At 70.2% G+C, this 12,399-nt stretch carries 14 protein-coding genes and 1 pseudogene; 9 read left to right on the top strand and 6 right to left on the bottom strand.

Annotated elements, in window-relative coordinates; genetic code table 11:
* Positions 1-21: 21 nt before the first annotated feature.
* From ADK67_RS14505 to ADK67_RS14485, 4 genes are all read right to left on the bottom strand, one after another.
* The gene (locus ADK67_RS14505; RefSeq protein ID WP_197289452.1) at positions 22-228 is read right to left on the bottom strand and encodes an FxLD family lanthipeptide; all 207 of its coding nucleotides are present in this window, start codon (positions 226-228) and stop codon (positions 22-24) included.
* A gap of 10 nt (positions 229-238) precedes the next feature.
* A complete protein-coding gene (fxlM, locus tag ADK67_RS14500) occupies positions 239-1,507 on the bottom strand; it encodes a methyltransferase, FxLD system (RefSeq protein ID WP_053716956.1) in 1,269 nt (422 codons plus the stop codon).
* Between the two features lie 1,145 nt (positions 1,508-2,652).
* Entirely contained in the window at positions 2,653-2,961 is a 309-nt protein-coding gene (locus tag ADK67_RS14490; protein WP_053716954.1) for a hypothetical protein, read from the bottom strand.
* Positions 2,962-2,968: 7 nt separating this feature from the next.
* Positions 2,969-3,565, bottom strand: coding sequence for a DUF4254 domain-containing protein (locus ADK67_RS14485; protein WP_053716953.1), 597 nt, complete (start codon positions 3,563-3,565; stop codon positions 2,969-2,971).
* 127 nt (positions 3,566-3,692) lie between these two features.
* Between ADK67_RS14485 and ADK67_RS14480 the strand changes: the two genes are divergently transcribed.
* A complete protein-coding gene (locus tag ADK67_RS14480) occupies positions 3,693-5,213 on the top strand; it encodes a peptide deformylase (RefSeq protein ID WP_053716952.1) in 1,521 nt (506 codons plus the stop codon).
* 1,537 nt (positions 5,214-6,750) lie between these two features.
* On the opposite strand, the gene ADK67_RS50820 is transcribed toward ADK67_RS14480, so the two are convergent.
* A complete protein-coding gene (locus ADK67_RS50820) occupies positions 6,751-6,906 on the bottom strand; it encodes a hypothetical protein (protein ID WP_157620314.1) in 156 nt (51 codons plus the stop codon).
* Between the two features lie 143 nt (positions 6,907-7,049).
* Between ADK67_RS50820 and ADK67_RS50815 the strand changes: the two genes are divergently transcribed.
* The 5 genes from ADK67_RS50815 to ADK67_RS14460 all read left to right on the top strand — a co-directional run bounded on the left by ADK67_RS50815 (position 7,050) and on the right by ADK67_RS14460 (position 9,912).
* Positions 7,050-7,202, top strand: a complete 153-nt coding sequence (locus ADK67_RS50815; protein WP_157620312.1) for a hypothetical protein — start codon at positions 7,050-7,052, stop codon at positions 7,200-7,202.
* Between the two features lie 44 nt (positions 7,203-7,246).
* Complete coding sequence (locus tag ADK67_RS14475; protein WP_157620310.1) at positions 7,247-7,714, top strand: hypothetical protein; 468 nt, start codon at positions 7,247-7,249, stop codon at positions 7,712-7,714.
* The gene (locus ADK67_RS14470; RefSeq protein ID WP_053716950.1) at positions 7,666-8,421 is read left to right on the top strand and encodes a hypothetical protein; all 756 of its coding nucleotides are present in this window, start codon (positions 7,666-7,668) and stop codon (positions 8,419-8,421) included. Before ADK67_RS14475 ends, ADK67_RS14470 begins: the two co-directional genes overlap by 49 nt.
* 124 nt (positions 8,422-8,545) lie before the next feature.
* The gene (locus ADK67_RS14465) at positions 8,546-9,406 is read left to right on the top strand and encodes a hypothetical protein (RefSeq protein WP_053716949.1); all 861 of its coding nucleotides are present in this window, start codon (positions 8,546-8,548) and stop codon (positions 9,404-9,406) included.
* Entirely contained in the window at positions 9,403-9,912 is a 510-nt protein-coding gene (locus ADK67_RS14460; RefSeq protein WP_053716948.1) for a hypothetical protein, read from the top strand. The genes ADK67_RS14465 and ADK67_RS14460 overlap by 4 nt, the downstream gene beginning before the upstream one ends.
* A 337-nt stretch (positions 9,913-10,249) precedes the next feature.
* Here the strand turns inward: ADK67_RS14460 and ADK67_RS53600 are convergent, their stop codons facing one another.
* Entirely contained in the window at positions 10,250-10,453 is a 204-nt protein-coding gene (locus ADK67_RS53600) for a hypothetical protein (RefSeq protein WP_231648184.1), read from the bottom strand.
* On the opposite strand from ADK67_RS53600, the gene ADK67_RS50810 reads away from it, so the two are divergent.
* The 3 genes and pseudogenes from ADK67_RS50810 to ADK67_RS14440 form a co-directional block, all read left to right on the top strand.
* Positions 10,388-10,801 carry a transposase gene (locus ADK67_RS50810; protein WP_231648189.1) on the top strand — a complete coding sequence of 138 codons (414 nt, stop codon included), beginning with the start codon at positions 10,388-10,390 and terminating at the stop codon, positions 10,799-10,801. The genes ADK67_RS53600 and ADK67_RS50810 overlap by 66 nt on opposite strands.
* A gap of 114 nt (positions 10,802-10,915) precedes the next feature.
* A complete protein-coding gene (locus ADK67_RS14445) occupies positions 10,916-11,764 on the top strand; it encodes a hypothetical protein (protein WP_053716945.1) in 849 nt (282 codons plus the stop codon).
* Between the two features lie 77 nt (positions 11,765-11,841).
* Positions 11,842-12,399: pseudogene (locus ADK67_RS14440) on the top strand (AfsR/SARP family transcriptional regulator); the annotation flags it as partial.

Genomic DNA, 12,399 nt, shown 5'->3' with positions numbered 1-12,399 from the left:
GACGGCCGGGAGGGGTGCTGATCAGAACTGGTTGTTGTTGTGCGAGATACACGCGCTCGCGCCGTTGGCGCAGCTGTTGCCGCACCCGTCGTCGGTAGGACAGTTGCTGCTGTGCGGCACCGCCTGGTGCGAGAGCACTGCGCGGATGTCCAGCTCGAACTCGTCCTCGACGGACGCCTCCAGCAGCGCTGTCGCACCGCCGGACGGCTCGATCGCTACTACGGTCACGGTTCTTCCTCTACTGGTGGTTGGGGTGGTGCAGGACGTCTCGGCCGACGGTGTTCGCGGGCCGTGGCCAGGAGATCAGGACCCGGCTGTGGCGCTTGCCGACGACGAAGTCCGCCTCAGGCAGCTGCTCGCCTGGGGTTGCCGTCGGGTAGATGAGGTACTGCGGCCCCGGGCCGCCGCGGTGATCGCGGTCCCAGATCCGGAGCTGTTCGGCGACGACCTCGGCAAGGGCGGCGGGGGACGGGCCGTAGGTGTGGACCTCGAGCGCGAGGTCGTTGCCGCCGAGCCGGCGGGAGGCCACGTACGCCAGGTTGGCGCCGTCGATGGCCGCCATCCCGGTGTGGATACCGCCCAGCGGCCGGGGCGACGCCTCGTTCGCCGCCTGATCGACCATGATGCGGCAGAACCCGGGGACCGTGGTGGCCAGCCACATCTGCATGGTCGCCCACAGCTCGCCCACGCGAAGCCCGGCGCCGCTGTCCACCACCAGCGGCTCGTACTCCAGCACGCCGTCCAGCCGCGACGGGTCGACCGGGGGCTGCTCGTCGAAGACCAGCCTGACCGCGGCACCGCGCAGCACCAGCTCGGTGCTGTCGTGGGCGCCGGCACCCTGCATCGGCACGAACCCGAACTGCCGGGCCGACTCGCTGACCAGCCGACCCCTCTCGCGCACCAATGCCACGGTGCGCATCAGCCCCATGACCTTCAGCGGAACCACCAGCAGGCCGCCGTCCACGAGTTGATCGATCCAGGCCGGCGGCACGTCCCACGACCCGACCGTGACCAGGATCCGGTCATAGGGCGCGTGCTCCGGAACGCCATGCTCGGCGTCGGCCAACACCACGTTGACCCGCGAGTACCCGGCCTCATCGAGGAACCGGGAGGTCCGGTCGGTCACAAATTCGTCGATGTCGACGGTCGTCACCCGGCCGGTCGGCCCGACCATCTCGGAGAGATAGGCGGCGTTCATCCCGCCCGAGCCGATCTCCAGCACGTTCATCCCCGGCTCGATCCGGGCCTGCTCCAGCATGTGCGCCTGCGCATCCGGCGCGGACAGCGAACTCAACGGCCGCCCGTCCTCGTCCCTCTTCGTCACAAGCCCGTTCCACGGCTCGTAGACCGCATCGAGATCGGCCTCCGGGGCGAAGGCCTCGCGGGGAACTGCCCGCATCACGGCCTCGACGCGGGCAGAGACGACCGTTCCCGCCTCCTTGAGCGCATCGACAGTCTGGTTGCGCAGCAGGGTAGCCCGCTCGCCGCCCGGCGTCGTTCCAGTCACGAAATGTCCTTAGTGGTCGTACTTCATGGTCATTTTGCAAGTGACACACAACCAGTCACCGCATGCGTACCGTATCGTCATGATCACTGTCCGCAATTGTGCGGTGGTGCTGTCCGTAACCGTCTTGTCGCGAACCTGGTCGCTGCTCGCGTCTTCCCAAACCGGCGTGCGTTGTGGTCCGGGAGGTGGGGAACGGTGCGGCGTTCCCCACCTCGAGCAGCCGCCGGCGTGTCCGCGGTGCGGCCGGCGGGGTGGCGTGTCGAGCCGCGCTGGTCGGGGGCGGGGCGGGCTCGTCGGCGATCAGGTGCCGGTGGGCGGTGGCCCGGACCAGGCAGCTCGGGGTGCGACCGCGTCGCCACCGGGGACGGCATTGGGGACACCGGCCGCTGTGGTCGGGCCGGTGTTGACCGAGCAGATCACGAAGGGCGGCGGTGAGCCGGTGGAGCTCGCTGTCCAGCAGCATTGTCCTGGCGTCGTCGTCGTCGCCTTCGGCTGCCAGACGGTCGTAGTAGTCCATGCGCTCGATGAGCGCGTCGTGCGGGCTAGCGGACAGAACCTCGTCCATCTGCGGCTCCAGACGAATCGGCGGTGTGCGAGTCGGGAACAGGGGGAAGGTCCGACCCGGCACACCGTGCACCGGGACTGGTAGCCGGGCGGTGGCAGGTGGGCCGTGGCGTGGGCGAGCAGTCGTCAGTCAACCGTGTGTGGGGCGGCTGGACGAGGTCGTCGACCGGCGATCAAGCGGCGATCTTGCGGAGGCGGCAGCGCCGTCGGAAGGTGGGGAACGCTGCGGGCGTTCCACCTCTGGCAGCCCGCCGACGGAGTGCACGTGGCGTGGTCGGCGGGTGGCGTGTCGAGCCGCGCTGGTCGGGGGCGGGGCGGGCTCGTCGGCGATCAGGTGCCGGTGGGCGGTGGCCCGGACCCGGCAGTTCGGGGTGCGACCGCGTCGCCATCGGGGACGGCAGGGGCAGTGGTCCTGTGAGTCGGGCCGGTGCTGCTTCATCACGTCGCGTACGGTCGCCACCAACTTCGGCAGCTCGCCGTTCAGGAGCGACGCCTGGGTGGCGTCGTCGCCGAGCACGACTGTGCGTTCGAGGTAGTCCGGATAGGCGGTGGCGCCGCTGTGCGGACTGGCGGCCGGTACTTCATCCATCGGGGGCTCCCGGCAGGTCCAGGGTCGGCTGGTCGGCGGTCGCCGCGGCGGGCGGCCAGAGGACGGGGTGCAGGTCCAGCGGCACGAGGTAACCGACGGGGATGCCGAGTGCCGCGAGTCCACGGGCCGCCGTGTCGAACGGGCCGCACGGCCACGATGCGTCTCGGCAGACCGTGCACTGCGTGTGCGCATTAGGCGGTGGCAGGTGTGCGGTGGCGACATCGACGGCATCGGTGGCTCGGCCCAGCGGGCTGTCCGCGGCCACGGCCAGCGCCACGACCCCACGCCACTGCTCGGCCACGGGCGGCCTACAGCCCGAGTACGGCGGAGACTGTGGTGGGCAGTCGACGCCGGCCGGTGCGCAGCTCGGCCAGCAGGTCGTCGTAGGCGTTGACGAGGGCGGCGACCTCGTCCATCGTCGCCTGCGCCTGGTGCCCGACGGACGCGCCGCGGGAGGACGGCACGCGGTGCGTCAGTTGCCGCCGGTACGCCCAGGTCATCGCCATGCGGTCCACGAGTTGGCCCAGGGTCTCGGTGTGCAGTAGCGCCGCGGGCGGGCCGGTGGGCAGCCTTTCGGTCACCCACCGGTCGATCTGGTCGACGAGGGCTTCGCGGGCGCTCGCGCAACTCAGGAGGATCCGTGCGGCGGCGGCGAGCACGTGGTCGTTGTCGTAGAGGTCGCGCTGCGCGGGCACGGCCTGGATGCGTTCCAGGTGTTTGCGGGCCAGGACGGAGACCGCGATCAGGATCGGGTCGGAGCCGGCGGGCGGTTCGGCGCCGCATGCGCGGATCACCTCGGCACCGCCGGGCAACGGGTAGGCGTCGGTCGCCGGTGTCGACGTCGGGTCGGCACCGGTGGTCGCGGTGGTGGGTCGTCCTGCCGTGGTCGTGAGGCTGGGTGTCATGGAGGTCCTCCCTGTGCCGAGCCGGACACCGTCCACAACACTCCGGCGCAGGGGTGTGCCTCTAGGCTGAGCCGTGACTCACGGTGGGTTCACGCCCACTCACGGCCAACAGGGGGACAGGGCGGTCATGGTCGACGACACGCAGGTCACCGACGCGGGCGGCGACAAGGGCAACGCCTTCGCGGCGGAATTCGCCCGCTGGCGGGACGTGCGCGGCCTGTCCCGCGCGGCACTGGCCCGCAAGATGGACTACGACCGTTCCTACGTCTCCAAGGTCGAATCCGGCGCGGAGCGCCCGTCGCGGGAGTTCGCGCTCCAGGCCGAGACCGTGCTGGCCGCCGGGGGAGCGTTGCGCGAGGCGTTCCGCGCCTTCGAGACCGGCCGCGAACCCCGCGTCCGCCCCAACGCCGCAGCCGAGTCGCGCGAGCTGGCGGGCACAGGTGGTCTGGTGGTGGACCACGACGACGCCACCCTGCGCTACGACGCAGGCGTCTACCGACTGACCCAGCGGCGCCGTCTGGTCAACGACGGGACCGAGCCGATCAGCCGCTACCTGATCCGCATCTCCGTCGACCGTCACCCCGGCGACCCCGAACGCTCGAACAAGCTCTACAGCGCCGACCCGCTCACCTGGGACGAGATCGACCTGCACGCCTGGCACGGCCCCGACCGCGCCGAGCCGATGACCTGGAGCGCCCACCACGACCGCGACGCGTTCAAGGAAGTCTGGCTGCACTTCTCCGGCGACACCGGGCACTTCCCGCTCTACCCGGGAGAGTCGACCTGGATCGAATACGAGTACACCGTCCGCGAGGACCACTGGGGCAACTGGTTCCAACGCGCCGTGCGCCTGCCGACCACCACCCTGTCGGTGACCCTGGACTTCCCCGCCGAACTTGCGCCGGTCGTGTGGGGGCTGCACACCTCGATGACCGCGGAGGCCATGCCCTTCCGCACCGCCATTACCCGCACCACCGCCGACGACCGCGTGCGATTCGCCTGGTCGTGCGAAGACCCGCCCCTGCACGGCCGCTACCGCCTCGAATGGGACTTCCGAGGCCGCAGAACTACTGATGCCGACCAGCCGGCGCGGCCGAGTCAGACCATGACCGGGCTCGGCGTCGTCCAGGAGGGCGACCCGCTGCTGCGCCGCACCGCCCGTTCCTTCGACCTGCCCGCCGAGGCCGAGGACGCACGCCGGGTCATCGCCGAACTGCACTCCGCCGCCCAACGCATCGCCGGCGCCCACAACTTCGGCAAGGGCATGGGCGTGGCCGCGCCCCAGATCGGCATCGACCGCGCCGCCGCCCTGGTGCGACCACCGGGCACCGACCAGGTCATCACCCTGCTCAATCCCCGGATCATCGAGGCCAGCGCCGAGACCGACGAGCAGTACGAAGGGTGCCTGAGCTTCTTCGACGTCCGCTGCCTCATCCCTCGCCCGCTGCACATCCACGTCGAACACACCGACATCACCGGCGAACTGAAGATCACCATCTTCGAGTGGGGTATGGCCCGACTGGTCGCCCACGAAGTCGACCACCTCCACGGCATCCTCTGTCACGACCACCTGCCCGATGGACGGCAGCCCACCCCCATCGAGCAGTACCGGGGCACCGGCCACACGTGGGCCTACAACGCCCACTGACGCTCCTGGACGGTTCCCGATCGGCTTGCAAGGCGATGCCCGCCGGTGGCCCGTTCATGCCGTCCGCAACACGCAGGACGCGGACGGCCCGGCCCACACCGCGATTGTGCTCGACCATCAGCGACAGCGACGTGCAGCAACTCCAACATGAGATCCGGCTACTGCGCTTGGCTGCCTGACCCTCGCCTGGCGAAGGCCCCATGTCAGCGCGTGTCGTGGCCGTGACGGCGATGCAGGCGGCATCACGGAGGTGCTCCCTCATACTTACATGTGATGTAGGTAGGGCTAGGCTGCCCAGCAGTAACGTTACTGATGAGGGCGTTACTGGAGAGGCGGACGCCGCCAGGCCCGGCGACGTCCACCGCTCAGCGAGGGGTTGTTACCACCTGCTGCGAACTAGGTACTCGACAATCAGGCGGGCAACCCAGAGGAGCAGTCCGGGACCGTACTTGCGGCCCCGGCTGCCCTCCTTCCATGGGCGTGCGACCAACGTCCATGAGGCGCTGGCAACCTCGCCCAGGCGTGCAGTCGGCACCCGCAAGGCACCGATCACCTTCCCGAACACGCGATTCAACACTCGTTCTCCCTTCCTCGGCCACTCTTGGCAGTTCACTGCACAGCGAACCTGTGCGGTGAAGTGACCGGGCAGCCGAGGAGTGGTGAACGAAGCACCGTTCCACGCGACAGAAACGTAGCGCAACCACCCTCAGCCCTTCGCAGCGGGGGCGCGAACCTACAGACCTTACATATGTACGTCGGTCCGTCGGTCTGTCTGTCCGGCCGCCTCGCGCGCCGACGCAACGCCTGGCCGAACGTCATTAACGTGCGGGGTGGACATTATTGTAACGCCTGGTCAGGTTGGCTGGAATACACCTCCAGATCGCCGGGCAGTCGCATTTAGCAAAGTCCGACTGCGCTAAGGCAAGTCGTGGAGTCATGTGGTTGTTGCGGACATGTATGACTGTAGGCAACGTATGACTGATCGCTGACCTGCGGAAATGTTTCGAGGTTCACCCGGAAGGCTTAACGGAATCAATCTCGGTACCAGTGGCTTCGAGGTTAAGCAGTTACTGTTGGTCGGGAACTTCCGCGCGGCGGCCTTCCTCCGGATCGGCCGCGCACCTGTGTGCGCATCTGCCTCATGACCCGCTGCGCCGGGTGTGTGCGCCGTGCCTGTTGGTCGAAGTCGATTCCCTCGTGCCGGTGACGACCCCGGGATAGCAATCTGGAGAGCCCGTCGGGCAGCACCAGTCCGGCCGCCGAACCCGGCGCGGCACCACCTGCCCTGGCGTCCACCTCATCCACGCCGTCGTGCCGGGCTGGCCCTCGGCGGCCGAGCCCGACGGCGCGGCGCTGACGGGGCTCCGGTGACCGGCAGTCGATGGTCGGACGGTGGTGGCCGTGGGGGCGCGACGACGGGCCCGCGCTGAACTTCACTGCGGTGCGCAACAGCCATCAGGCCGGTGCGTGGAAGGGCGGTCAGATGCCCGTCGGGCACACCGACGAGATGCATCTGCGGTACCGGCTGGCGAATCCTTCACAGGTGGAAGCGGGTCGCGACATCGCCCTGGCCGGTCTGCAGGACGCGCTCGACGCCGCCCGCGACACCATGGCTGTGCGGATCCACGACGTGGACGACCTTGATCCGGACCGGGACATGGTGGGCGTCAACTGCGCCGACCACGACAACCATCCCGACACCGGCGACCTGTGCCGGGAGCCGTTCCTGGCGTGTTTCGGGTGCGCCAACGCCTGCGTCACACCCCGTCACCTGCCCACCGACGTCCTGATCCTGGACGGGTTGGAGAACCTGCGGGCGATCCTGCCGCCGCCGCGGTGGGAAAGCGGTTCCTGCGCTACTACCTGCAGGTGCTCTCCGTGCTGCAGCAGGCCGGGGTGGACGAACGACGCCGGGTCTACCTGCGGGGCCAGGCCACCGAAACACAACGTCACAAGATCGCACGAGCGTTCGCGGGGGACTACGGATGACCGGCCCGTCACCTGTCCGGACCACCACCGCCGGCGGTGACGTCGTGACCCGCAGGTGGGCACGGCGGGCGCTCGGCGCGTCGATCGTGGACCCGGCGCGACTGCGTTTGCCGGGTGCCCCCGTCGCCGCCTTCCGGGACCACCGTTGGCCGCTCGACGCCCTGGGGAACGAGTGCACGATCCCGCTGGTGTTCGAGCAGGAGCACCGACGCAAGGCCGACAGCATGGGGTGGCGCGACGTGGAGCACGCCTGGCGTGCGCCGCTCAAACGCCTCGCCTGGCTGATGATCAACACCCCGGTGCCCGAGCAGCTGCTGTTCCTGCCCGGCGGCAACTACCGGTCCCGGCCCGGGACCGGCACCATCGTCTTCACCCTGGGTGGGGTGATCCGGTTCCTGCGGCGGCTGCACACCGACACGGGCGTCACCGAGATTCGGCAGATCACACCGCACCACCTCGAAGGGTGGGTCAACACGTCGACACCCTCGACCTGCGGGACCCGGCCTCCCTGATCCGGCCGTTGACCTACCTGTGGGCCTGGGGAGAAGCCGGGGAACTGCCCGCCAGTGACGTGCTGGCCCGCCCGTTCTGGATCGGACGGGAATCGGCTGTGCTGCGGCCACGCACCGACCGGGGTGAGGGCCGTGAACCGCTCGCGCAGGACACCATGGACCCGCTGATCTGGTGGGCGGTCGAGTTCGTGGAACGGTTCTCCGGCGACTGCCTGACCGCACTGCGCTGGTACCACGACAACCGCGCCCGCCTCGACCCGCACTACGCGGTCGGGCACGACCCCGCCGCCGCCACGACCTGGCTGGCCTCGCTGACCGTGCATCCCCGCGCTGGAAACGGGCGGGACCGTCGAGACGTGGCCTACCTGACCGCGATCAGCCCGGGACTGCCGGGCCGATCCATCGAGGCAGGACTCGCGCGCCTGCGCCGGCGGTCGGGCACCGGATTGCCGCCCCTGGCCGAGGACGGGTCGGCGAAACCCCTGCCGGTGGACTGCACCGCGCGGATCAACGACCAGCCATGGCTCGTACCGGATTTCCGCCACGTAGCCGTCCGCATGACAGGGCGACGGCGCCGACACACCTCCGTGCTGTGGAACGTGCTGCAGGGCGCGTGCGCGGTCGTGATCGGCTACCTCGGCGCCGGGACCACGACCGCTGGAGCTGCGCACCCTGGTCCGCGGCTGCCTCACCGTCGAGCACCTTGACGGCGGCGCGGTCCGCTACCGCATCACCGGACGCATCCGCAAAGCGCAGCGCGACCACACCGACCAGCACGACCTCGACGGCCGTGAGCACATCTGGCCGGTCCTGCCCCAGGCGGCCCGAGCTGTGGAACTGCTGGAGAACCTGCCCGCTCCCAGGCGGTCGACCACCCTGTTCTCCGATACGACCGGCCAACCGGCCACCGGCCCCGACATCAACAAGGCGATCAGCGCGTTCGTCGCCTTCGCCAACGACATCGCCGCACGACACCACCTGCCGGGCATCGCCGAGGACCCCACCGGGATCACCGCCGGACGTCTGCGCCGCACGATCGGCCCCTTCATCCGCAACCGGCCCGACGGGGCGTTCGGCCTCGCGGTCGTCTACGGCCACGCCGACGGCGTCATCGGCGCCGCCTACGGCGGCATGAAGCAGTCCGGCTCCACCCGCTTCCTGCCCCGCGACACCGCCGACCACATCACCGCCACCCTCAATAACCTCGCCGCCTCACTGGCCGCCGGCGGCGGCATCTCCGGCCCCGCCGCACGGCACGCCGTGGACGCCGCGGCGACCTTCGCCGGCGCGATCCTCACCACCAAGGACTGGAAGAAGATGCTCGCCGACCCCGGCATCCAGGCCTATGACAACCCCGACACCGCCGTCGGCTGCCGATTCGACCCCACCACCAACCCGCCGTGCCTCAACGACACCGCCCAGGACGCCCGCACCGAACCCGACCTGGCCAACTGCCAACCACACTGCCCCAACCGCTTCCACACCGACCACCACGCCCGCGACCACCAACGCCTCGCCCGACAACTCGACGCCTGGGCCGACCTCGCCCCCGGACCCGAGGCGATTCGACTGCGCATCACCGCCACCGGGCACCGCACCACCGCCGACCGACACTGGGCCACCCGCATCGGACCGGACGGCACACCCCTGCCACCACCCACCGACACCGCCTCCTTCCCGGACAGCCGATGACCGATCCGCCGGCGGCAACCGCGCCCACCTCGCGCGAGATCGACGCAGAACCGCACCCGACCCGCAAAGCCGTCCTCGCCGCCATGGCCCGCATGCTCTCCGGCCGCCCCAACCTCACCCGTCCCGGTCTGCTCAGCAAAGCCGGACTCGCCCGCGAAGCCCAAGTCGACCGCAACCACGTCACCCAGGGCTCCCTCCGCGACCTCGGCGACCGCCTCGCCGCCCTCGCCCGAGCGCACCGCACACCCACCACCTCCCTCGAAGCCCAACAGCAGGCACACATCGAGCAGTTGACCGCCCGACTGGAAAACCTCACCGCCACCCATGCCGAGCTCCGCCTCGACAGGGACCACTGGAAAGCCTCCACCCACACCCTGCTGCGCGCCGTCCAGGTCCTGCGACTGGAACACACAACGATGCGCGCCGACATCACGGTGCTGACCAGACGATTGGACACCGTGCACGACGCGACCACCGGGCTGTACGTGCTCCCGCCACAGCCGTAGACCGACACACGCAGCAGGGACAAGGCCCGTGGATTGAACAAGCAACGCACGACTTTCGCCGACGAATGGGTGAAGCTAAGACGTCCGCACCACCGCGCCGTCGGTGTTTGTGACCCCCAGCGATAGTTGGCGGTCCCCAGAGCTATCTGGCGGCTGATCTTTGCTGGGGTTGCTGGCTGGCGAGGCGCGCATGCCGCTTCCGCGAGTTCTCGGCTGAAGTAGCGGTGAGTGATCATCCGGGCGTCGATCAGGTGGGTCCGACGCCAGCGCGATCTCCGACGGCGATGTCGACTCCTGCGGCCGCCCATCAGCAGGTGGGCGGCCGCATCGCCGAACGTCACCTGGACGGTCGCTGCCACTGCTCGGCGTCAGCACCCACGCCGCGCAGCGCTGGGCCGCCCACCTCGACACCGCCCTGGACCACGCCCGCTTCACCCGGCTGCGCTACCTCGCCGACGAGACCTACCGCCGCCGCATCACCCGCCAGCTCAACAAGGGCGAGACCCTGCACTCCCTGCGCCGCGACCTGTTCTTCGCCCACGAGGGCACCGTGCGGCGCCGGATGCACGAACAGCAGACCGAACAGGCCCTGTGCCTGTCCCTGGCGGTCAACGCGATCATCACCTGGAACACCGCCTACCTCGAACTCGCCCTCGACCGACTCTCGCAGCGCCGCGGCCGCATCGATCACGACCTGCTCGCCCACATCTCCCCGGCCCTGATGGAACACGTCAACCCCTACGGCACCTACGAGTTCCCCGTCGAACAGGAGTACGCCCGCCAGGGCTACCGACCCCTGCGCGCACCCGGCGGCGCTCCCGACGAGCCCATCCGACGACCGCGACCGGACAGCGGGACCGCAGTGGCGGCGTGTCACCCGGCCGGGTGAACTCGTAGGGCCGAACGGGCGACCGGTGCGTCAAATGACGCGGAACGCGCCCGCACTGGTCGGTAGAACGTGGTTCATCGGTGCACCACGCGGTTCTGCCCTCGGAGGGTCGGCATGGCGGGTACGGGTCGGCACGCGGTCCACCGCACGATGGTCCTGGTCGACGTGGAGCGCTTCAGCGCCCCCGGCCGGACCCTGCACCACCAACTCGATACCCGTGCGGGCCTGTACGCGGTCGTCGCCGAGGCGTTGGCGGCGGCCGGGGTGTCGTGGGAGGACTGCCATCACGAGGACCGCGGCGACGGCCTGTTCCTGCTCATCCCACCCGAGTACCCGAAGGCGCCGCTGGTGGAGGTGCTTCCCGAGGCCCTGGTGCGGGCGGTGCGCGGGCACAACAACACCAGCCACGACTCGGCCCGAGTTCGGTTGCGCCTGGCCGTGCACGCAGGCGAGGTCGCCCTCGACCGACAGGGTGCCACCTCGACCGCCCTGACCGAAGCGTTCCGGCTGCTGGACACCGCCCCGCTCAAGGACGCGCTGGCGAGTTCACCCGGTGTGCTGGCCATGATCGTGTCCCGGCTGGTCTTCGACGATGTCGTGCGGCACTGCGCCACCCTCGATCCTGCCACCTTCCGACCGGTCCAGGCAGTGGCGAAGGAGTTCCAGGACCTGGCCTGGATCGCCCTGCCCGACCACCCCTACCCTGCCGACCCCACCGTCCTCACCCCACGCCCGCCGGACACCCCGGCACCGGAGACCGCGTCTGCCGGCCATGTGGTGAGCGGCCCTGCCACCGGCCCCGTAACACACGCCCGGTACGACGGTCCCGGACCGCGCGGGGTGCACATCGCCGGCGACGTGCACGGCTCCGGACCCGGCATCACCATCGGCGCGGCCACCGGCGACCACCTCACCATCGGCACACCACCGCCTTCCGCGCAGCAGCCGCACAACCCTCGCTAGCCGACGCGGACCACGGGCACACCGCGTCGGCGGCCGACCCGCCTCACCCCGACACCACCCCGGACGCCGGCACCGCGGTGACAACGAGCATCCACGGTGACCTCGTCGCCACCGACCACGGTGCCGCCGTCGGTGTGGTGCACGGCAACCTGAACCTGCACCCGCCACCACCGAGACCCGCGCCGGTCATCCCGCGGCAGCTGCCCGCCGCACCGGGACTGTTCACCGGCCGGACCGCGGAACTGGCCCGTCTGGACCGCGCCCTGACCCGCGCCGCCACACCGCAGGGACCAGGCACCGACGCGCGGGAACCGACCACCGGCCCGGCGGGTGCGGGGCAGGGCGCGACGGTGCTGGTCTCGGCGATCGGCGGGGCCGGGGGCATCGGCAAGACCTGGCTCGCCCTGGCGTGGGCACATCGGCACCTGGAGCGGTTTCCCGACGGGCAGCTGTTCGTGGACCTGCACGGGTTCAGTCCCACCGGCGAGCCGGTGGAGCTGGCGGTGGCGGTGCGCGGGTTCCTCGACGCCCTGGGCGTCGAGGCGAACCGCATCCCCGTCGACCTCGACGCCCAGGCCGCGCTGTACCGCAGCCTGGTGGCCGGGCGGCGGATGCTGGTCGTGCTGGACAACGCC

It is taken from the genome of Saccharothrix sp. NRRL B-16348, from assembly GCF_001280085.1.
In the GTDB taxonomy this organism is placed as follows: Bacteria; Actinomycetota; Actinomycetes; order Mycobacteriales; family Pseudonocardiaceae; genus Actinosynnema.
Note: the sequence above shows the minus strand (reverse complement) of the source record. Positions and strands in the feature narration are given on the sequence as shown.